Annotated in this window: 17 protein-coding genes; 8 read left to right on the forward strand and 9 right to left on the reverse strand. The window is 66.8% G+C overall.

What is annotated here, in order from left to right:
• From exaC to AC1DD3_RS20820, 4 genes are all read right to left on the reverse strand, one after another.
• The coding region (exaC, locus tag AC1DD3_RS20805; protein WP_476882434.1) for an acetaldehyde dehydrogenase ExaC at positions 1-1,487 on the reverse strand (1,487 nt) is incomplete at its 3' end.
• Between the two features lie 131 nt (positions 1,488-1,618).
• The gene (locus tag AC1DD3_RS20810) at positions 1,619-3,040 is read right to left on the reverse strand and encodes a helix-turn-helix domain-containing protein (RefSeq protein ID WP_230117460.1); all 1,422 of its coding nucleotides are present in this window, start codon (positions 3,038-3,040) and stop codon (positions 1,619-1,621) included.
• Between the two features lie 156 nt (positions 3,041-3,196).
• A complete protein-coding gene (locus AC1DD3_RS20815) occupies positions 3,197-4,630 on the reverse strand; it encodes an FAD-dependent oxidoreductase (protein WP_476882435.1) in 1,434 nt (477 codons plus the stop codon).
• Positions 4,631-4,755: 125 nt separating this feature from the next.
• The gene (locus tag AC1DD3_RS20820) at positions 4,756-5,754 is read right to left on the reverse strand and encodes a DNA topoisomerase IB (protein WP_230117458.1); all 999 of its coding nucleotides are present in this window, start codon (positions 5,752-5,754) and stop codon (positions 4,756-4,758) included.
• A 195-nt stretch (positions 5,755-5,949) separates the two neighbouring features.
• On the opposite strand from AC1DD3_RS20820, the gene rarD reads away from it, so the two are divergent.
• Entirely contained in the window at positions 5,950-6,936 is a 987-nt protein-coding gene (gene rarD, locus AC1DD3_RS20825) for an EamA family transporter RarD (protein WP_476882440.1), read from the forward strand.
• Between the two features lie 68 nt (positions 6,937-7,004).
• Here rarD and AC1DD3_RS20830 read toward each other — a convergent pair whose 3' ends face one another.
• From AC1DD3_RS20830 to AC1DD3_RS20840, 3 genes are all read right to left on the reverse strand, one after another.
• The gene (locus AC1DD3_RS20830; RefSeq protein WP_230117457.1) at positions 7,005-7,877 is read right to left on the reverse strand and encodes a universal stress protein; all 873 of its coding nucleotides are present in this window, start codon (positions 7,875-7,877) and stop codon (positions 7,005-7,007) included.
• 158 nt (positions 7,878-8,035) lie between these two features.
• On the reverse strand, positions 8,036-9,409 hold the full coding sequence (gene gabT / locus AC1DD3_RS20835; RefSeq protein ID WP_230117456.1) for a 4-aminobutyrate--2-oxoglutarate transaminase: 1,374 nt from the start codon (positions 9,407-9,409) through the stop codon (positions 8,036-8,038).
• 72 nt (positions 9,410-9,481) lie between these two features.
• The gene (locus tag AC1DD3_RS20840) at positions 9,482-10,912 is read right to left on the reverse strand and encodes an aminobutyraldehyde dehydrogenase (protein ID WP_230117455.1); all 1,431 of its coding nucleotides are present in this window, start codon (positions 10,910-10,912) and stop codon (positions 9,482-9,484) included.
• A gap of 142 nt (positions 10,913-11,054) precedes the next feature.
• On the opposite strand from AC1DD3_RS20840, the gene AC1DD3_RS20845 reads away from it, so the two are divergent.
• On the forward strand, positions 11,055-12,491 hold the full coding sequence (locus tag AC1DD3_RS20845; protein ID WP_476882436.1) for a PucR family transcriptional regulator: 1,437 nt from the start codon (positions 11,055-11,057) through the stop codon (positions 12,489-12,491).
• A 5-nt stretch (positions 12,492-12,496) separates the two neighbouring features.
• Here the strand turns inward: AC1DD3_RS20845 and AC1DD3_RS20850 are convergent, their stop codons facing one another.
• Positions 12,497-14,101, reverse strand: a complete 1,605-nt coding sequence (locus AC1DD3_RS20850) for a CYTH and CHAD domain-containing protein (RefSeq protein WP_476882437.1) — start codon at positions 14,099-14,101, stop codon at positions 12,497-12,499.
• A gap of 139 nt (positions 14,102-14,240) precedes the next feature.
• On the opposite strand from AC1DD3_RS20850, the gene AC1DD3_RS20855 reads away from it, so the two are divergent.
• The 4 genes from AC1DD3_RS20855 to AC1DD3_RS20870 all read left to right on the forward strand — a co-directional run bounded on the left by AC1DD3_RS20855 (position 14,241) and on the right by AC1DD3_RS20870 (position 18,264).
• A complete protein-coding gene (locus AC1DD3_RS20855; protein WP_476882438.1) occupies positions 14,241-15,452 on the forward strand; it encodes an MFS transporter in 1,212 nt (403 codons plus the stop codon).
• A 5-nt stretch (positions 15,453-15,457) separates the two neighbouring features.
• On the forward strand, positions 15,458-16,138 hold the full coding sequence (locus tag AC1DD3_RS20860; RefSeq protein ID WP_230117451.1) for a FadR/GntR family transcriptional regulator: 681 nt from the start codon (positions 15,458-15,460) through the stop codon (positions 16,136-16,138).
• 176 nt (positions 16,139-16,314) lie between these two features.
• A complete protein-coding gene (locus tag AC1DD3_RS20865) occupies positions 16,315-16,902 on the forward strand; it encodes a hypothetical protein (protein ID WP_230117450.1) in 588 nt (195 codons plus the stop codon).
• A gap of 126 nt (positions 16,903-17,028) precedes the next feature.
• A complete protein-coding gene (locus AC1DD3_RS20870) occupies positions 17,029-18,264 on the forward strand; it encodes an AI-2E family transporter (protein WP_230117449.1) in 1,236 nt (411 codons plus the stop codon).
• Positions 18,265-18,385: 121 nt separating this feature from the next.
• Here AC1DD3_RS20870 and AC1DD3_RS20875 read toward each other — a convergent pair whose 3' ends face one another.
• Positions 18,386-18,919: an ABC transporter permease family protein gene (locus AC1DD3_RS20875; RefSeq protein WP_230117448.1), complete on the reverse strand. Its 534-nt coding sequence runs from the start codon at positions 18,917-18,919 to the stop codon at positions 18,386-18,388.
• Between the two features lie 176 nt (positions 18,920-19,095).
• Between AC1DD3_RS20875 and AC1DD3_RS20880 the strand changes: the two genes are divergently transcribed.
• Together AC1DD3_RS20880 and AC1DD3_RS20885 are read left to right on the forward strand one after the other, a co-directional pair.
• On the forward strand, positions 19,096-19,386 hold the full coding sequence (locus AC1DD3_RS20880) for a hypothetical protein (RefSeq protein ID WP_230117447.1): 291 nt from the start codon (positions 19,096-19,098) through the stop codon (positions 19,384-19,386).
• A 7-nt stretch (positions 19,387-19,393) separates the two neighbouring features.
• A complete protein-coding gene (locus tag AC1DD3_RS20885; protein ID WP_230117446.1) occupies positions 19,394-20,221 on the forward strand; it encodes a DUF1206 domain-containing protein in 828 nt (275 codons plus the stop codon).
• The last annotated feature ends 22 nt before the right edge of the window (positions 20,222-20,243 follow it).

The following is a 20,243-nucleotide window of genomic DNA, read 5'->3' on the forward strand; positions in this document are numbered from 1 at the left end:
AGGAGGTTCTTGGTCTGCTGGTAGTGGTCCAGCATCATGGCGTGGTTTTCACGTCCGATGCCGGAGGACTTGTAGCCGCCGAACGCGGCGCCGGCCGGGTAGGCGTGGTAGTTGTTGACCCACACGCGGCCGGCCTGGATCTCGCGGCCGGCGCGGTAGGCGACGTTGCCGTTGCGGGACCAGACGCCGGCGCCGAGCCCGTAGAGGGTGTCGTTGGCGATGCCCATGGCGTCGTTGTAGTCGCTGAAACGCGTCACGGAAACGACGGGGCCGAAGATTTCCTCTTGGAAGATCCGCATCTTGTTGTGGCCTTCGAAGACGGTGGGCTGGACGTAGAAGCCGCCGGCCAGGTCACCGTCGAGCTGGGCGCGTGCGCCACCGGTGAGCACCTTGGCGCCCTCCTGCTTTCCGATGTCGATGTAGGAGAGGATCTTTTCCAGCTGGTCGTTGGAGGCCTGGGCGCCGACCTGGGTTTCGGTGTCCAGCGGGTTGCCCTGGATGATCTTCTCCACGCGGGCCACGGCGTCGGCCATGAACGAATCGTAAATATCCTCCTGGACGAGGGCACGGGACGGGCAGGTGCACACTTCACCCTGGTTGAAGGCGAAGAGCGTGAAGCCTTCCTGTGCCTTGTCGTAGAAGGCGTCGTTGGACTCGGCGACGTCGTTGAAGAAGATGTTGGGGCTCTTGCCGCCGAGTTCAAGCGTGACCGGGATCAGGTTCTGGCTGGCGTACTGGCTGATCAGACGGCCCGTGGTGGTCTCGCCGGTGAACGCGATCTTGCGGATCCGCGGGCTGGAGGCCAGCGGCTTGCCCGCCTCCACGCCGAATCCGTTGACCACGTTGAGCACGCCGGCCGGCAGGAGGTCGCCGATGAGTTCCATCAGGACCAGGATGGAGGACGGCGTCTGCTCGGCGGGCTTGAGCACCACGGCGTTGCCCGCTGCGAGGGCAGGCGCCAGCTTCCAGACGGCCATCAGGATGGGGAAGTTCCAGGGGATGATCTGGCCCACCACGCCAAGGGGCTCGTGGTAATGGTAGGCCGTGGTGTCCTCGTCGAGCTGGGACAGCCGGCCTTCCTGGGCCCGGACGGCGGAGGCGAAGTAGCGGAAGTGGTCGGCGGCGAGGGGAATATCCGCGTTCAGGGTTTCGCGGATGGGCTTGCCGTTGTCCCACGATTCGGCGACGGCCAGCATTTCGAGGTTCTCGTCGATCCGGTCGGCAATCTTGTTCAGGACCGCCGCGCGTTCGGCGACGGACGTCTTGCCCCACGACGGCGCGATCTTGTGTGCGGCGTCCAGTGCCAGTTCGATGTCCTCGGCGGTGCCGCGGGCAACTTCGCAGAATGCCTTACCGGTGACCGGGGTGATGTTATCGAAGTACTGGCCCTTGACCGGGGCAATCCACTCGCCGCCGATCCAGTTTTCGTAGCGGTCCTTGAAGGTGACCTTCGAACCTTCGGTACCGGGCTGTGCGTAAACGGTCATTGCTGGCTCCTTTGCTCTGCAACATGATGGCGACACGCAGGGTGATCGCCGTTGCACCCAGCCTAGGAGCGGGAAGGTTGCAGCAAGGTTGCAAGCGTGTGAGCCAGCTCACTGCACGGTCGCAACCATCGTCAGGCGCTGAGCTCGGTTTCCAGCCGTTCAAGATCGGCGACGACGGCGGCCCGCTTGGGTGAGCGCGGCGGCAGGAGCTTCAGGGCGGCAAGGCGGACGCCGACGTCGTCCCTCGCCTCCGGCAGTTCCGCATACCTGAGCAGCGATTCCGCGCTGCCGTCCGTCAGGACGGCCTCGCGCAGCAGCGAGGACACCCGGTCCCGCAGGTCCACGACGCCGGGGGCCTCGGACCGCGGGAGCACGGCGCCGCGGTAGATCTCGAGGGCGATGCGGTGGGCGCCGCGCTGCAGGCAGCTGAGTACCTGGCCGCTGTCCGGCACGAGGTCCATGGTCAGTTTGTAGGGACGCGACTCGGGAACCGCGGCGGGGTTGAGCTGCTGGAGGACCTTGCGGAGGCGCACCATCTCGGCGCGCAGGGTCATGGTGGAGTTGTCACCCGGATAGAGCAGGGTGCTGAGTTCCTCGGCGCTGAGGCCGTCCGGGTGCGTGCTGAGCAAGGCCAGGATTTCACTGTGCCGGGCGGACAAAGGAACGGTCCGGCCTTCTATGCTGAGCAGCGCCTGGTCGCGGCCGAGCAGCTGCAGGCTGTTGCGGTACAGGCTGCCTTCGGCTGTGGAACCGGACTTGGCTACGGAACCGCTGCTCCGCCGTCGTGCCGGCATCCGGGCCTGCGCCGCCGCCAGCTGGAGCCGTTCGACGCGCAGCTGTGCCTGGGCGGCGGCCACGGTGGCCTCCACCAGTGACAGGGTGTGCGGCGCCACCGCCGACTCCGTGCCGGTGATGTCCACGACGCCCAGCAAGGCGCCCGAATCAGGGTCCTGGAAAGGGACTGCCGTGCAGCTCCAGGGGTGCACGGAACGCTTGTAGTGCTCGGCGCCGGAGATCTGGAGGCCCCTGCCAAGCGCCAGCGCAGTTCCGGGCGCACTGGTTCCCACCGTGGCCTCGGACCAGTCAGCACCGGGGACGAACATCATGCCCTCCGCGCGGCGCTGCATCACCGGATCGCCTTCCACCCAGAGCAGCCGGCCCACTTCATCACCGACAGCGACCAGCAGGCCGCTGTCGTGGCTGGGCTGGATGAGGAGCTTCTGGATCACGGGCATGATGCTGGCGAGCGGGTGCTGGCGGCGATATTCCTCCAGCTCATCCCGGTCCATGGCCAGCGGCGCCTCCGGAACGTCAGGGTTGGCGTGCAGCTTGGCCGAGCGCTGCCATGATTCCCGGATCAGGCGGCGCAGGCCGGGAATCTCAGGGGCGTCAGGAAAGGCGTGGGCTTCCGGAATGCTGCCGGGGACATAGTCATGGCCGCCGAACCTGCCGGCCAGCTGGTCGTCCAGATACTCGTGGCCGGCCAGGGCGCGCCGCTGGAGCAGCGCCGCGGCGTCGCCTTCGGGTGCTGCCGGCTGGATCAGGTTCTTCATCGAACTCCCATGTGCCACACTCTCGGGCAGTGCCGCATTGAGGGCGCTGCCGACGGGCACGCCCCATCAAGGGGCGTCGCTCCGTCCGGCAAGTCTAGCTCTGTCGCCGTTCCACGGCCATGGGTGCCGGCACCTGCCACAGCAGAAGCGCGAGTGCTAGGCGCGGGAGATGTCGATCATTTCCTCGCGCGGCACTACCTTGATGCGTTCACGCACGACGCCGTCGGCCGCCGCGGATTCGGACCACGCCGCGCCGAGGGCTGCTTCGTGCGAGTTCAGCCTGTTCCAGCCTTTCCACGTGGTGTACTCGATGCCGCGCTCTTCCAGCAGGTCGATGATGGCCTGCGGGTCCGGGTTTTTCGCCGGCGGCAGGGTCAGCCGGTCCTCGAGGAGAAAGCCGATGGTCTCCAGGGCATCGCCCTTGGTGTGCCCGATGAGCCCGACCGGCCCGCGCTTGATCCAGCCGGTGGCGTAGATGCCCGGGACGGGGTTGCCGTCGGCGTCGAGGACGCGGCCGCCCTCGTTGGGGATGACACCGCGTTTGGCATCGTATTCCAGCTCGTCCAGCGGGGAGCCGTGGTAGCCGATGGCCCGGTAGACGGCCTGGACCGGGTAGTCGATGAACTCCCCTGTGCCCTTGACGTTTCCGGTGCCGTCCAGTTGCATGCGTTCAAACTTGATGCCGGCCACCTTGCCGGACCCGTCGTCGTCGTAAATCTCTACCGGGCTGTGCAGGAAGTGCAGGTGCAGGCGGCGGGAGGACGGCTGCTCGGCTTCGGCGTGCTCCTCCACCAGCCAGTTGGTCATGGTGTTCACCATGGTCTTGGTCTGGTTGTTGCTGCGGATCGCGTCGTCCGAGGCTTCGTCGAACTCAAAGTCCTCCGGGTACAGCACGATGTCCACGTCCCGGGCGTGGCTGAGCTCGCGCAGCTCCAGCGGCGTGAACTTGACCTGCGCCGGGCCGCGGCGGCCGAACACGTGCACGTCCGTGACGGGCGATTTCTTCAGACCCTCGTAGACGTTGTCGGGGATCTCCGTGACGAGCAGTTCGTCGGCGTGCTTAACCAGCATCCGCGCCACGTCCAGCGCCACGTTGCCGTTGCCGATCACGGCGATTTCCCTGGCATCGAGTGGCCAGTCGCGCGGGACGTCCGGGTGGCCGTCGTACCAGGACACGAAATCCGCGCCCCCGAAGGACCCTTCTAGCTCGACGCCGGGGATGTCCAGATCGGCGTCCCTGATGGCACCGGTGGAGAAGATCACGGCATCGTAGAAGGCCCGGAAATCGTGCAGGGTGAGGTCCCGGCCGTAGGTGACGTTGCCAAGGAATCGGATGTCGCCGCGGTCCAGCACTTTGTGCAGCGCGTTCACGATTCCCTTGATGCGCGGGTGGTCCGGGGCCACGCCGTAGCGGATCAGACCGTACGGCGCCGGGTAGGCCTCGAAAAGGTCGATGCTGACCTCGACGTCGCCGCCCTTCACCTCGTTGGACTTGGTGAGGATGTCCGCAGCGTAGACGCCGGCGGGTCCGGCGCCGACGATCGCGACGCGGAGCGGCCGTTGGGAGGCGGATTCAGCTGAGTTGGACACCGGGAGCCCTTCTGGAACGGAGACTGCGCCTGCTCATCCTGCGCACAGTTACCAATTCTAATTGTCCGTACGATCCTGAAGTGAAACCCGTGACGCGGCGCTTCGGCTCTCTGCGCGGGAGCACTTCAGCCGCTTTTCCGCAGCGCCACCACGTCGCCTTCGCGGTACAGCAGGGCCCGCAGCTCCGATTCCGCGGAGTCCAGCCGCTTGGGGTCGATCGTTTCCCCGGCGGCAAAGTGGTCCAGCAGCCGCGGGTCCACATAGCTTTTCCGGGCGATCGACGGCGTGTTCCCCAGCACCGCGGCTGCCTCCAGCATCGCTGTGCTGATGGCGCCCTTCCTGGCCGCGACCCGGTTCTGCGGGCCGCTTTGGGCCAGGCTGACGGCTGCCGCCACCGTGCCCCGCAGGGTCCGGAAGTCCTTCGCGGTGAAATCAGAGCCGGTACGTTCCTTGACGTAGCCGTTGATGTCGGCACTGGTCAGCGGACGCCAGGTCCGGCCGTCCTTATAGGCCAGCAGCCGGGCGTTGCCGCCGCGCCGTTTGAGGACCCGGGCCAAGGCGGCGAGGTCCTCGTCGACGATCTCGGATTCCCAGTTTTTGCCGCTCTTGGCGGGAAAGCTGAGCTGCAGGCGCCCTTTCCTGACCTGCACGTGGGCGCACAGCAGCGTGGCCAGGCCACGGCTGCCGTTTTCGTTCGTGTACCGCTCCGAGCCCACCCGCAGGGATCCGCTGTCAAGCATCCTGAAAGCGGCGGCCAGGACGCGTTGCCGGGTGACGCCGTCGCTCCTCAGGTCGATGGTGACGAGCCGGCGTGCGGTGGGCAGCGACTCCGCGAGCTGGAGCGCCCGGTCGAACTTCAGCCGGTCCTTCCGCTCGCGCCACTCGGGATGGTAGATGTACTGCCGGCGGCCCACGGCGTCCAGCCCTGTGGCCTGGATGTGGCCGTTCTCAAAGGGGGCAATCCACACGTCCGTCCAGGCCGGCGGAATGCCGATGCTTTCCAGCCGTTCCCGGAGCGGTCCCGGCGGCAGCGTTGACCCGTCGACGTCCCGGTAGCTGAACCCTGTGCCGGCCGGCACCCTGCGGTAGCCGCGGCCGGAGGCATTGCTGTGGCGCAGCCTCATCGGGCTGCAACCTGCCCATGCATCATGCTCATGATGGCAAGCCTACTGACTATTTGGCGTCAGCAGGCCAACACCGACCCGCCAGGACGGAATACCGGGCCGCCGGATGGTGTTACTGCTCTTGTGCCTACCCCCGACGGATCCGTCTCTTCCGCTGCTCCTGCTTCTGCCCTGCCCGGCGCGGCGCCCTCTGCGATGACCAGTCCCGGCCGCCAGCCCGGAAGCGGCAAGACGCCCGGCCTGAAGGCCGTGGACAAGGAGACGACGGCGGGCGTCCTGTTCGGCATCGGGGCCTACGGGCTGTGGGGGCTGCTCCCCCTGTATTTCTTCGTTCTGCATCCGGCCGGGGCCGTCGAAATCGTGGCCAACCGCGTGGTCTGGTCCCTGCTGTTCTGCGCCCTGCTGATCACCGTAACAAGGGCCTGGCGCGTTTTGGGCGCGGCGTTCCGGGACCGTTCCGTGCTGGGCACTCTCGCGATCGCCGCCGGGCTCATCGCAGTGAACTGGCTGACGTACACCTATGGCGTGACCACCGGGCAGGCCGTTGAAGCCTCGCTTGGCTACTTCATCAACCCGCTGGTGTCCGTCCTGCTCGGCGTGTTCGTCCTGAAGGAAACGCTCCGACCCCTGCAGTGGGCCGCCGTCGGAATCGGCTTCATTGCCGTGGGAGTGCTCACCGTTTCCTACGGCAAACTGCCGTGGATCGCGCTGACGCTGGCCATCAGTTTCGGGCTGTACGGATTCGTCAAGAAGCGGGTGGGGCCGCGCGTGGATGCCATCACGAGCCTGTCCATGGAGACGATCGTGCTCACTCCGCTGGCGGCCGCCACCATGATCTTCCTGGGTGTCAGCGGCGGCGCCTCGCTGGCGAGCAACGGCGCCGGGCATTTCTGGCTGCTCGCGGCGTCCGGCATCATCACTGCGGTGCCGCTGCTGTTCTTCGGCGCGTCCGCGCGCAGGCTGCCCATGACCACCATCGGGCTATTGCAGTACTTCGCCCCCGTACTGCAGTTCATCGTTGCGCTGGCCGTCTTCCGGGAGACGATGACCCTGGACCGGTGGATCGGCTTCGGCGTGGTGTGGCTGGCGCTGCTGCTGCTGACCGTGGACATGCTGGCGACCGCCCGTAAGAACTCGGTGGCGCGGAAGCTCTCCCTGCGGGAAGCGCGAACGAACACTTGAGCCGCTGTTTCTGCGCGCGAAGGCGGGGCGTTAAGTGTTCGTTCGCGCTTCACCAGCGCGGGCGGGTGTCAGACTTCGGGGACTGAGTCGACCCGCTCGTAGTCCCGCGGAACAACTACCATCGGCACGGGAAGTGCCCGCAGCACCTTGTAGGCCGTGCTGCCCATGAAAAGCCGGTTGCCCTGGGCCAGGCGCGAGGAACCGATGATGACAATTTCGCCGTCGTCCCACTCAAGGTCATCGATCGCCTCTTCGATGTTCCGGCCGTGCGCCACCTCCACCGTGACCCGGTGCCCGGCGGGGAGCCTGCGCGAGGCTTCGTCCAGGACCGTGTTCGCGTGCCGGTGAGCAGCGTTGACGTTCTCGCCTCCGTCGCCGTGCTCGTCCAGTTCCACGAGCGAGACGAGGCGCAGCGGGACGCCACGGCGATTGGCGGCACCGACGGCCGTAGCGATCGCAGCCTCCGCGCCTGGACGTTTGCCCACGGCAAGGGTCAGCCGGGTGATGGGGTCGGTACGGCGGTAGCCGCGGGGAGCCAGCGCTACCGGGACGGGCGAGGCGTGCAGCAGCGCATTGGCCATGCTGCCCACCGAGTAGCGCTTGAACAGGCCGTTGTTGGCCGCGCCCACCACTATCAGTCCGGCCTCCAGCTCCCCGGCCGCCTCAATAAGACCGGTCGCAAATGAGTCGGCTTCACGGACGTGGAACTTGGCGCTGACACCCTCGGGCACCAGCGCAAGACCTTCGCGTTCAGCCGTCAGCACGTCCTGCTCCGCCACGCTGATCCGGTTCCCTTGCGGGTTCAGCGCCACGTACGGTGTGCCCGTCTTCACAACATAGACAATGTCCAGGTGCGCGTCCTGTGCGCGTGCCAGGGATGAGGCCAGGGCGACGGCGTCCGCGCCGCGCTCGTTGGGTGTGTAGCCGACTACGTATCGCATGAAAACCCCTCTTTGGGTTCAGGGCAGACGACGGCGCCGCCCGGGTTCCCGGCGACGCTGCCTGGTCTGCGTTGCAGTGATAAGCATGACTCTACCCGCGGAAACGACGACGGGCCGGGCACCCGAGAGGGTGCCCGGCCCGTGGCCTGATCGAGTAACTACGCGTTGGCGCGGATGGCCGCAGCCAGCACCTCAAGGCCGTCCTTCAGCAGGTCGTCGCTGATGACCAGCGGCGGCAGCAGGCGGATGACGTTGCCGTAGGTGCCGCAGGTCAGGATGATCACGCCCTCCTTGAGGCAGGCGGCCGCCACGGCCTTGGTCAGCTCGGGGTTGGGTTCCTTGGAGCCGGCCTGCACCAGCTCGATGGCAAGCATGGCGCCGCGGCCGCGGATGTCACCGATCACGGAGCCGCCGGTACCGCCCGGAAGCTCAGCTGCCAGCTCACGCAGCCGGCCAAGGGCGAGTTCCTCGATGTGCTTGGCACGGCCGTTGAGGTTGTATTCCTCCATGGAGCCGATGGAGGCCAGCGCGGCGGCGCATGCCACCGGGTTGCCGCCGTAGGTGCCGCCCAGGCCGCCCGGGTGGACGGCGTCGAGCAGGTCGGCGCGGCCGGTGATCGCGGACAGCGGCATGCCGCCGGCGATTCCCTTGGCCATGGTGATGATGTCCGGAACGACGCCCTCGTGGTTGACGGCGAACCACTCGCCGGTGCGGCAGAATCCGGACTGGACCTCGTCCGCGATGAAGACGATGCCCTTTTCCTTGGCCCAGTCAGCCAGTGCCGGCAGGAAGCCGTCGGCCGGAACGATGAAGCCGCCCTCGCCCTGGATGGGTTCGATGATGATCGCGGCGACCTGCTCGCCGCCGATCTGCTTCTCGATCATGGTGATGGCGCGCTTGGCGGCCTCGGCACCGGTGATCTCCGGGTTTTCCTCGCGGAACGGGTAGCTCATGGGCATGCGGTAGACCTCGGGCGCGAACGGGCCGAAGTTGGTCTTGTACGGCATGGCCTTGGCGGTCAGCGCCATGGTCAGGTTGGTGCGGCCGTGGTAGGCGTGGTCAAAAGCGACGACGGCGTCACGGCCGGTGGCGAGGCGCGCCACCTTGACGGCGTTTTCCACAGCTTCGGCACCGGAGTTGAACAGCACGGTGCGCTTCTCGTGGTCGCCCGGCGTGAGGCGGTTCAGCTGCTCGGCGACGGCAACATAGCCTTCGTAGGGCGTGACCATGAAGCAGGTGTGGGTGAAGTGCTCCACAGCTTCCTTGACGGCGCCGACGACGGCGGGATCTGACGCGCCGACGCTGGTCACCGCGATGCCCGAGCCGAGGTCGATGAAGGAGTTGCCGTCGACGTCGTGGATGATGCCACCGTCGGCGTCCGCGACATAAACGGGGACGCTCGAGGCGACGCCGGCAGCGACGACCGCCTTACGGCGTTCGGTCAGCGCGAGGGACTTGGGGCCCGGGAAGTCAGCCTGGATACGGCGCTTCTGCTCAAGGCGGTAGGTGATTTCGCTTGCGGTGGTAGTCATGGGGAGGCCTTTCGGTGCCAGGTGATCGAGCCTGTCGAGATCTTGGTTTCGACAAGCTCAACCAGCGAATTGTTAGGAGTCGAGTGCACTCATGACGTGCTTGATGCGCGTGTAGTCCTCGACGCCGTACATGGAGAGGTCCTTGCCGTAGCCGGACTGTTTGAACCCGCCGTGGGGCATTTCGGCGGTGAGCAGGATGTGGGTGTTGATCCAGACCGCACCGAAGTCCAGGTCGCGGCTGAGCCGCATGGCGGTGCCGTGGTCTGAGGTCCAGACGCTGGAGGCCAGGGCGTACTCGACGTCGTTGGCCAGCTCCACGGCCTCGGCCTCCGTGCTGAACTTCTGCACGGTGATGACGGGGCCGAAGGTTTCCTTCTGCACGATGTCATCGGTCTGTTTGGCGCCCGTGATGATGGTGGGCTCGAAGAAGAAGCCTTTGTCCCCGGCACGGTGTCCGCCGGTCTCAATCTGGCAGTTCTCCGGCAGCGACTCCACCACGGCGCTGACCGCGTTGAAGTGGTTGACGTTGTTCAGCGGGCCGAAGTAGTTGTCTTCGTCGTTCTGCGAACCGGTGTGCAGCGTCTTGGTATGTTCCACCATTGCCGCCACGACGTCGTCGTGCACCGAATCCTCGACCAGCACGCGTGTGATGGCGGTGCAGTCCTGGCCGGCGTTGAAGAAGGCGAACTCTGCGATGGCCGCCGCACTCTTCTTTATGTCGGCGTCTTTGAACACGATGGCCGGGGCCTTGCCGCCCAGCTCCAGGTGGGCCCGCTTGAGGCCCTTGGCGGCGCCGGAGGCAACGGCAATGCCGGCACGGACGGAGCCGGTGATGGATACCAGGCCCGGGACCTTGTGCTCCACCATCATGGCGCCGGTTTCCCCGGTGCCCAGGATGACGTTGAGGACGCCGGCCGGGAAGATGTCCTTGGCCAGCTTCGCCAGCACCAGCGTGGATTCGGGCGTGGTGTCGGAAGGCTTCAGGACCACCGTGTTGCCGGCGGCGAGCGCGGGGCCGATCTTCCAGATGGCCATCAGGAACGGGTAGTTCCAGGGCGCAACCTGGGCCACGACGCCGATGGGTTCGCGGCGCACGAAGGAGGTGTGGCCCTCGAAGTACTCGCCTGCCGACTTGCCTTCGAGAATGCGGGCGGCGCCGGCGAAGAAGCGCAGCTGGTCGGCGCCGGCGGCAACTTCCTCGGACGCGATCAGGGAGCGGACCTGCCCGGTGTTGCGGTGCTGGGCATCGACAAGTTCGTCGCTGTTGGCCTCGACGGCATCTGCGAGCTTGAGGAGCATGAGCTGGCGCTGTCCGGGTGTGGTGTGCTTCCAGGTCTTGAAGGCGTCCTTGGCGGCAGCCATGGCGGCGTCGACGTCCGCCGCGACGGAGATGGGCGACTTGGCCACCACGTCACCGGTCGCGGGATTCACGATGTCAAGCAGTCCGGTGCCGGCGGGCGTGACGAACTCGCCGTTGATGAAGTTCTGCAAGGTTTGAACCACGGTGTACAACCTCTTTCGTACTGAATGATGTGATGCAGCTGCTCCGAGCCTATGTCAGCGCGGCAAGCCGGGGAATAGCCACCTGCACACCCTCCGGCCGGGGTTTTAGTGCGATCGGCCAGCCTCCGGCTACGCTTGATGCATGGCAATCTCCCTCGCCGCGTTGCTGGCCGTGCAGTCCCTTGGGCTGAAGAAATCCGGCCTCGCCGAGACCACCTCCCACCAGGACATCCACTGGGTTGCCGTCACCGAGCAGGAGGATCCGCAGCGCTTCCTCAACGGCGGTGAGCTGGTGCTCACCACCGGCATGCGCCTGCGCAGCGCACCCGAGCAGCGACGCTTCGTCCGCCAGATCCAGCGCGCCGGCGCGGTGGGGATCGGCTTCGGTGTGGGATTAACCCACGACGCCGTTCCGCCGGCTTTGGTCGCGGAAGCGAACCGATGGGGGCTTCCGGTAGTCGAAGTCCCCTATAAGACGCCCTTCATCGCCATCGGCAAGCTCGTGGCGGACGCGCAGTCGGCCGACCACTATTCCAAGCTGGAACGCCTGATTGCCGGTCACCAGATTCTGGCGCGGGCGCTGCTCACCGGCGGCGGGCTGGCCGAACTGCTGAGGCACCTGGGCGGCATGCTGCGCACGGAAATTGTCCTGACCCAGTTCACGGCCCAGCTGTACAACAGCGGCTCCGAGCCTCCGGTGGCGCACTCGTGGGCGTCCTATCCCATTCCCACCGGCCGCCGTGACGCGTGCACGCTGTGGGTCAAGCAGCCGTTCGAGGACTCCGGCATCATCGGCTACGCGCAAAACCTCATTAGCGTGGAGCTGAACAACATGGTCAAGCAGCGCCAGGCCGAGCGGGCGCTCTGCGGGCAGGTGCTGGAGGATGTCATTCACGGAACCCTGGATCCCAGTGAAGCCACCCGCCGGCTGGCGGGGACGGGCATCAACAGCACCCGCAAGAATGTGGTGCTGCTGGCCGGATCCGAGGCGCACCACAAGCAGCTGGTTACTTCCTCGCTGCCGCGGACGCTCGAGAAGGCGGTGACCGCCGTCGTCGGAAAGGACCTGATCACCGTGGTGCCCGACGACGGCCGCGGCGCCACGGCCCTGGCCCGGAACCTCAGCGACCATCTAGCCGAGGCCGGCATCCACGCGACCATCGGCATCGGCGGTGCGTACACCAAGCCCAACGGCCTGCGCTGGAGCTACTTCGAGGCCCGGGACGCCGCCAGCCACGGGCTGCCAGTCAATGAACCGGAGCGGCTCAGCCTGACATCCCTGCTGCTGGCGAGCGAGGACGTGCCGCTCGCGGACATGGCCAATGAATCGCTGAACCCGCTCCGCACCTTCGACGCCGCCCACGGCGCCGAGCTGATGACCACGCTGGAGAGCTACCTGACCAACAACGGTTCGGTGGCCGCCGTCGCCGAAGCCCTCACGCTGCACCGGAACACGGTCCGTTACCGGCTCGCGCAGATCACCGAGCTCACCGGTTACGACCCCTCGGTCACCGCCGACCGCGTCCAGCTGTGGCTCTCCCTGGCGGTTTCGCGGCTGGGGTCGCGTCACTCCGGCTGACAAACCTAGTTGACGCCGCGCTTCAGGAGCTTGCGGGCCTTTCGCCGGGCCTTGCGGTACTTGGCCTCGTCGCGGGCGGCGATCCTTTCCTCCCGCTCCAGCAGCGAACGGTAGGCGTCGGCCACCGCCTCCGGCAGCTCCGGGCCACGCCCCAGTTTCCCGAGGAAGACCCGGGCCATCACGCTGTCGTGGTGGTCGCCGAGGATTTTCTGCTGCCGGTGCGCGGCTTTGGCGAGCTTCGCCGCACGCTTTCCATAGAGGGGCACCACCGATTCCGCCGCGTGCCGCAGGCGCTTGGCGTCTTTTCGCACCTGGTGCAGCGCGGTTTCATGGGCCGCGCCCCCCACGGCGCGCATGGCCGCCCGATGGGAGCGGCGCAGCCGCCGGACAGTCTTTTTCACCCGTTTGGCCGCCACTTTGCCGCCGGGTCCCGACGCCGGCGGCCGAACCGGGGGGTTGTCCCGGAAGTCCTCGAGGTCATCCAGCAGCCGGAAGTAGCGGTCGGCCGCGAGCACTTCCAGAGCCTTCCGGTATCCGGCGTCGAACCGGTTGCCCAGTTCGCGCTCCACACTGTCCTGCACGGCTCGGCTTGCCTGGCCCGGCGGAAGTTCGGCCGCGTGGGCGCGCAGCCGTTCGCGCATGACTTCGGCGTCGCGGGGGGAACCGAGGATCCGGCCGAGCCACTGGAGTTCATCACGGAGCCTCCGGACGGCGGCAGCACCGAACAGCGTGCGGTAGACCGCCAGGGTGGACCGCAGGCGGCGGGTGGCCGTGCGCATATTGTGCACGGCGTCCGGTTCCTCCAGCCGCACGCCGGGATCGCACGCGAGGATTTCGCCGATCTGCCCGCCCAAGTACGCGGTCACGACGCCGGACACGGGCTCTTTCTTGTCCCTCGCCTTTTTGTGCGGTTCCGCCGCCTCTTCGTCCGGGATTTCCCCGCGCTGTCCGGACGGCTGCTGTCCGGACGACCGCTGTCCGGACGGCTGCGGCCAGGCCTCCCCCAGCGCCCTGCCGAGTTTGGACTTATGCGCTGCCGGCCAGGCACCCGCCGCAGCCAGGATTGGTTCGGCGGACGCGAAAAGCTCCGCACTGCCGTGGACGAGCTCCAGTTCCCATTCGCGCCACTCCTGGTGCTGTCCCGCCCCGCCCAGGGACTCGGACCCGACCCTGTCATCGGCGAAGTCAGCCAGGTGCACGCCGTCGTCCCCGTACAGCGCATGGGTGGTGCGCTTGGTCGTCAGCCGGGCGGCCGGCGCCAGCTGGGCACCGCGGAGGTAAACGTACACATGCGCCAGCAGTTTTTCGGGCACGACGGCGGCCTGGCCGAGGGGCGCATGAATCTCCCGGCGCTGCTGAGGTGCTGACTCCGTTCCTGATTCTGCAGGCAGCTTGACGTGCCAGCCGGCGTCCGCACCGCCCGTCCGGCGCCGGAGGGTGATGCCCCGGGAGGCGAGCGTAAGATCGTCGGTGTCGAAATAGACCGCTTCCAGGACTGCCTCGGAGGCCTCGCCCACCCGTCCGACCCCCGGGATCTCCCGAAGCGCCGGCAGCCCGGCCCCGGGATCGACGTCGTACTTCTTCTCGGTTTCAAGGCCCTCGGGAGTCATGGCCGGGCATCCTTTCGCATGGGCGGCCCGCAGCGGCCCACTGTGTCGGTGGCCCGAGTCTATTCCCCGGGAACGCAGGGCCGCGAGAGGTTGACCACAAAACCCTAGACATCAAACGTCTAACGTCTAACGTTAAGGGATGGCTTCCATCTCTTCAGCTCCCCCGGCTACCGCCGCCCGACAGCCCAAACCGCGCGCCGCCGTCGTCGTCAGTGTCATTGCCCTGGTGCTGATCGGGCTGAACCTCCGGGCCGGAATCACCGGCGCCTCCGCACTGCTGCACGACCTTCAGCTGGTGCTGGGCTACGGTCCCCTGGTTGCTTCGGTCATCCCCTCCATCCCCACGCTGTGTTTCGCGGTGGCGGGGGCGGCAACGTCGTGGCTTACGGGCCGGATCGGCGTTGAGAAGTCCATCCTGCTCTCCCTCGGAATGCTGGCTGCGGGGCTGCTGGTGCGCGGCATCCCGTCCACCGGCATGCTGGTGGCCGGCACGGTGCTGGGCATGTCCGGCCTGGCGGTCTGCAATGTCGCCATGCCCTCTTTCATCCGCGAGCATTTTGCCGACCGCACCTCTCTCATGACGGCGCTGTACACCGTGACCATGACCACTGGCGCCACCGTCACGGCCGTGGTCGTGGTGCCGCTGGCCCAGGTGCTTGGATCACCGTCGGCGGGAGTCGGCGCCATCGGGATTCTCGGCGTGGCAGCGTTCCTGGGGTTCGTGCCCGTGGCGCTGCATGCGCACCGCAACAGCGTCCGGGGAACCTCCGCCCACGTTTCGCCCTGGCCGCTGCTCCGGACCCGGAAAGGCGTGCTGCTCACGGCGACCTTCACGCTGCAGGCCCTGCTGGCCTACGCACTGCTGAGCTGGTTCCCCTACATGCTGACCACCATGGGACTCAGCGCGGCTGAGAGCGGCCTGATGTTCGGACTCATGCAGCTGGTGTCCGTTCCGGCGGGCATGGTGCTGATCGCCGTCGGGTCCCGCCCCCGGATGCTGCGCCCCGCCTTTTACCTGGTCAGCGTCACCATGCTCATCGGGGTGGCCGCGCTCCTGGTACTGCCCGTTTCCCTGGCGGCCGTCCCCGCGGTGCTGCTCGGCTTCGGGCTCGGCATCTTTCCGCTGGTCATGGTGATGATCAGCCGCAGCGGGCGGGACACAGCCGAGACCACAGCCCTGTCCACTCTGGCGCAGTCCACCGGCTATCTTCTGGCTACCGTGGGGCCGTTCGGAATGGGCCTGCTGCACAGCGCGACGGGCGGCTGGACGCTGCCACTGGCGCTGCTGCTGGCCATCGCGCTGGCCCAGATCGTCGTGGTGCACCTCCTCACGGCCAAGACGAAAGGTTAGCCGCCGTGACTCTGAGCACCTCGCACCGCCAGCCGCTGGCCGACGAAATCACGGCCAAACTCCGGGAGATGATCCACTCCGGCGAGTGGCCGCTTCAGCAGCGGATCCCCTCCGAGACCGAACTGATGGCAGGCCTGGGCGTATCCCGCGGGACGCTGCGCGAAGCGGTCAAGGCCCTGGCCCACAGCGGGATGCTGGAGGTCCGCCGCGGCGACGGCACCTATGTCCGCGCCACGAGCGAGATTTCCGGGGCAGCCCGCCGCATGTACCAGGACCACACCCAGGAGCACATCCTCGAGGTCCGGCTGGGACTGGACACCCAGGCGGCACGCCTCGCGGCCAGGAACGCCACGGCCGACGACGTCGCCGCCATGCGCGCGCTGCTCGCCGAGCGCGATGTGGCCTGGAAGGCAGCCGACTACGCCGGGTGGGCCGGAGCGGACTGGGGCTTCCACGAGCGCGTGGCCCACGCCTCCGGCAACCCGCTGCTGCACGAGCTCTATGTCAGCTTCGGCGAGGTTTTCCACAACGACCTGCTGAAGCAGCAGCGCCGTGGCGGCTTCGACGGCCTGCCGCATGAGGGCCACGGCGAACTCGTGGACGCCATCGAGGCGCACGACGGCGATGCCGCCGTGGCCAGCGTGAACCGGAACCTTAATTCTTGCGCCGAGTGGCTGCGGGATTAACACCGAAGCCCCCGCCCGCGGGCATGACTCCCCCAGATGTGGGGGGCTGCGATGTTTTTCTAGGGTTTTTCCAAGGTTTTTCCAATGCCACGGACTGATGCTCGAACCAGCGGTTTACCCTCCGTCAATACCGGGACGGCCGCGGACAAAGTCCTTCAGGCAGTTGGAGGTATCCCGTGGCGTACAGTGCATCGGCCGGCCGCTCCGCGGGCAGGCGCGTGCGGCCGAAATCACACAAGTCGTCCCGCCGGCTGGTCGGCATCCTCTGCGTGGCTGCCTTCGTGACCTGGTCACTCGCCGTCATGGTGGGAACGTCCGTGACCCTCCAGGGGCCGCTCCACGTCCTGGCCATTGCCGCACACATCCTCGCGATGGTCCTGGCTTTTGGCGCCATCCTGTTGGTGGACTGGCACGGCTTTCTGTGGCTCATCGGCAAACGCGAACTCTCCGAAACCATCCGGCTGGACGACGCCGCCAGCCCGCTGATCTGGGTGGGCATCACCGCCATGCTGTTCACCGGCGCGTTTCTCAGCCCGCACCTGAACAATCCGCTGACGGTGATCAAACTTGCCGCCGTACTGATCCTGATCCTGAACGGCATCATGCTGATCCCCCTCATGCGCCGCCTGCTCGTCATGCCGCCCACCACCACGTTCGGGGCGCTGACCCCCGGCCAGCGCTTCCATATGCTCGCCTGCCTGACGATTTCGCAGGTCTGCTGGTGGACGGCCATCGTCATCGGTTTCGTCAACGCCGAGTTCTGAAGCCGGGTTCCAACCCTGCCGGGGTTTCGCCATCGCCAAACCGATCAGTAGGCTTACTACCCGAGACGGGGAGTCACCGCAGGGAGTCCAATGCTGCCGTGTGCCCGCTGACGACTAGGAGTTCCCATGGCCCGAGCAGCACAAGAGTCCGAGCAGCAAGCACCACCGGGGCAGCAGATGCCCAGCCCGCAAGCGGGAGGCACCCAAACACCCGGACCAGAGGCATCTGTCCGGCGCAACCGGCCTGAAAGGCCGGCACGGGAACAGAGGCCACCCCGCGAACTGTGGGGCGACGGACTTGGCAGGGTCGGCATCCGCAGCGCGCAGGTGCTGCTGGTGCTGGCCGTCGCCGTGGTATCCATCTACGGCCTCCTGCAGATCCGCCTCCTGGTCATTCCGGTGGTGATCGCACTGATCCTCGCCGCCGCCATCGGCCCCTTTGTGAATGTGCTGCGGCGCCGCGGCATGCCCGGCGGCGCGGCCACCGGCCTGGCCTTCGTGGCGCTGCTCCTGGTGCTCGCCGGCGTTGCCACGGTCATTTTCTTTTCGGTCCGAAGCCAGTGGGGCGAGCTCGTGCAGCAAGCCTCCTCCGGACTGGACGAACTTGAAAAGTTCCTTCTCTCCGGCCCCCTCCCTATTGACCGCGAGCAGCTGAACCAGGCGAGGGAGGGTGCGGTCCAGTTCGCCACGAGCAGCCAGGTCCGCTCCGGCGCCCTGTCCGGCCTCTCCGTGGTGACCGAGTTCTTCGCCGGCGCGAGCCTCGTGGTGGTGATCCTGTTTTTCTTCCTCAAGGACGGCGCCAGGATCTGGAACTTCATCCTGCGGCCCTTCTCCGGTCACCGGGAGGCCAGGCTTCGCCGGGCGGGCCAGCGCACCCTGGAAGTCCTGGGCGGCTATGTCAGGGGAACCGCCATCGTGGCGCTCGTGGATACGGTGGCGATCGGCGCCGCGCTGCTGATCATGCAGGTGCCGCTGGCCATCCCCTTGGCCATCATCGTCTTTATCACGGCGTTCATCCCGCTGGTGGGCGCCACCGTGGCCGGGATCCTCGCCGCGCTGGTGGCCCTGGTGGCCAACGGGCCGGTCGTCGCCCTGATCGTCGTCGCGGTGGTGATCGCGGTCAACCAGCTCGAAGGCGATCTGCTGCAGCCGGTCGTCATGGGCAAGTCACTCCAGCTCCACGCGCTGGTCATCCTCATGGCCCTGACGGCCGGCACCATCCTCGCCGGCATCATCGGCGCAGTGCTGTCCGTGCCGCTGGCAGCCGTAATCTGGGCGGTCATCCAGGTGTGGACGGCGGAGGATCCCAGTCTCGAACCGCTCAACCCGGACCTGCCGCCGCTCAACAGCCAGCCCACGTAGACACGGCGCCCTGCGGTGGGCGGAACTGTTCCCACGCAGGATGGCGGGTGGGCACTTTAGGTGCCCGCCCGCCGTCGTATATTCAGTCAGGTCGTGCGTTCAGGCAAAGAATAGACCGCCGTTACCGAAGGCCCTTGAAAACATTCTTGGGCCGCTGCATCTCACCGTGCTTGGCACCGAGGACGATGACCCATGCCGCGAATGCCGGGATGGTCCACTGCAGCACCTTCAGCTGCTTCTGGGCTGCCTGCAACTTGTCCGATGCTCCGCGCCGGGGCTCGGTGGCGCCTTCCGCCCCCTCGTCCGCCAGTTTTTCGACCTTCTTGCCCAGGATGCCCGCATACAAGGTGACGGCCGCACCCGCCAGCGTGACTGCCGTCTTGTAGATGGTGTCGGCGCCCACGCTGTCCTGCTTGGCGATCCGCTCCCTGTTCTCCCAGGCGATGGCCAGGTCCGCGACAAGGTGAGTGGCAAAGGCAGCGGTTTGAATGGGCGCCCACTTCATCCAGCCAAGGCTGGACAGCCGTGTTCGTTCGGCGGGGTCCTTGGCTTCCGCCGCGGCCCCGTTGAGGCCGATGGCACCCATCAGCGAGCCGCCGAACCATGCGGCCGCCGTCAGATCGTGAACAGAGCGGGCCAGTAGATTTCCTGCCATGATGTGCTTCCTAACGTAGAAATCGGAACCTGAAGATGGAAAAGATGGCTTTGCCGCCCTCAGGCTCTTCCTGCGGACGGCCGCCGCACCAAAGTCATGGTGCGAGTATGGTAAGCACACTTACTAATGTTACGGAAGCCCGTAATAGCGCCAGCTTTGTGCGTAAAATCAACGCCATGGAAGCAACGGGAACATTGTTCGGCTGGGCCTTCGGCGACTCTGCCCGCGAGGACGACCAAGTCTATGTGGACGGGCTCCGCCATGAAGCGCTGGAAAACGCCCGGCAGGCTGCACGGTCCAAGGGCTTTGACGTGGAGCCCGGCTCGGAGGTCTTCACCATCCTCAGCGCCGGTGACGCCCTGGTGGACATCGACACCGCGCCGGACAACCTTGTGGTGCGCTGCACTGTGAAATTGACGGGTGAGGGAGCCAGCAAGGTCCATGCCGAGGGACCCATGAACGGCTGATACGGGAATGACGGACAGCACAACCCCCATCGGAGAGGCGGCCGACGCCGCAGAGGCTGCGTCGAACACCAAGGCGCTTGACGTCGTCGCGCGTTCAGGGTTTGCCGTCATGGCACTGCTCCACGTCGTCATCGGCGGCATCGCGATCGCGCTGGCCCTCGGCCAGCCAGGGCAGGCCGAAGCCACCGGGGCGATCGAGCAACTGGCCGCCAACGCCTGGGGACCCGCCGTCATGTGGGCAGGAACGGTCGCCTGCATCGGCCTGGCCCTGTGGCAACTCAGCGAGGCGACACTCCGGGCACGCCATCTCCCGCGCAAGGAACGAATCGGCAAAAACATCTCCTCGGGCTTCCTGGCCATCGCCTACGGCAGCGTGGCGTTGAGCTTCGGCGGCTTTGCGTTGGGCCTGCGCGGTGACTCGGGTGAATCAACGAAGGACGTCAGCACGGCGCTCCTCAATGCCCCGTTTGGCGCCGTGGCGCTCAGCGCGCTGGGCCTCACCGTCATGGGCGTGGGCGTCTACTTCATTGTGAAAGGAGTCCGGCGGGGGTTCAAGGAGGAGCTCTTTCATTTTGACGGCACCCGCCGCGGGAAGGTCATTGATTCCCTGGGCGTCACCGGCCATGTGGCAAAAGGCATCGCACTGAACCTTGCCGGGCTGCTCTTCGTGATCGCCGCCGCCAAGCACACCCCGGAAGAATCCACCGGACTGGACGGCAGCCTCAAGGCCCTGCGCGAGCACGCCTACGGCCCCTACCTGCTCCTGGCGATCGGCGCCGGCTTCATTTGCTACGGCGTTTTTGCCTTGGTCCGGTCACGGTTTGGCAGGATGTGACGGGTAATCCCTGAGGAGGGCT

The sequence above is a fragment of the Arthrobacter sp. 05T444 genome (genome assembly GCF_056395905.1).

Excerpts from the sequence above, each read along its gene's own strand:
- AC1DD3_RS20810 (WP_230117460.1), bottom strand. The coding sequence starts at position 3,040 with ATGAAGAACCTGATCCAGCCGGCAGCACCCGAAGGCGACGCCGCGGCG.
- AC1DD3_RS20820 (WP_230117458.1), bottom strand. The coding sequence starts at position 5,754 with ATGAGGCTGCGCCACAGCAATGCCTCCGGCCGCGGCTACCGCAGGGTG.
- rarD (WP_476882440.1), top strand. The coding sequence starts at position 5,950 with ATGACCAGTCCCGGCCGCCAGCCCGGAAGCGGCAAGACGCCCGGCCTG.
- AC1DD3_RS20830 (WP_230117457.1), bottom strand. The coding sequence starts at position 7,877 with ATGCGATACGTAGTCGGCTACACACCCAACGAGCGCGGCGCGGACGCC.
- gabT (WP_230117456.1), bottom strand. The coding sequence starts at position 9,409 with ATGACTACCACCGCAAGCGAAATCACCTACCGCCTTGAGCAGAAGCGC.
- AC1DD3_RS20845 (WP_476882436.1), top strand. The coding sequence starts at position 11,055 with ATGGCAATCTCCCTCGCCGCGTTGCTGGCCGTGCAGTCCCTTGGGCTG.
- AC1DD3_RS20850 (WP_476882437.1), bottom strand. The coding sequence starts at position 14,101 with ATGACTCCCGAGGGCCTTGAAACCGAGAAGAAGTACGACGTCGATCCC.
- AC1DD3_RS20855 (WP_476882438.1), top strand. The coding sequence starts at position 14,241 with ATGGCTTCCATCTCTTCAGCTCCCCCGGCTACCGCCGCCCGACAGCCC.
- AC1DD3_RS20870 (WP_230117449.1), top strand. The coding sequence starts at position 17,029 with ATGGCCCGAGCAGCACAAGAGTCCGAGCAGCAAGCACCACCGGGGCAG.
- AC1DD3_RS20875 (WP_230117448.1), bottom strand. The coding sequence starts at position 18,919 with ATGGCAGGAAATCTACTGGCCCGCTCTGTTCACGATCTGACGGCGGCC.
- AC1DD3_RS20880 (WP_230117447.1), top strand. The coding sequence starts at position 19,096 with ATGGAAGCAACGGGAACATTGTTCGGCTGGGCCTTCGGCGACTCTGCC.
- AC1DD3_RS20885 (WP_230117446.1), top strand. The coding sequence starts at position 19,394 with ATGACGGACAGCACAACCCCCATCGGAGAGGCGGCCGACGCCGCAGAG.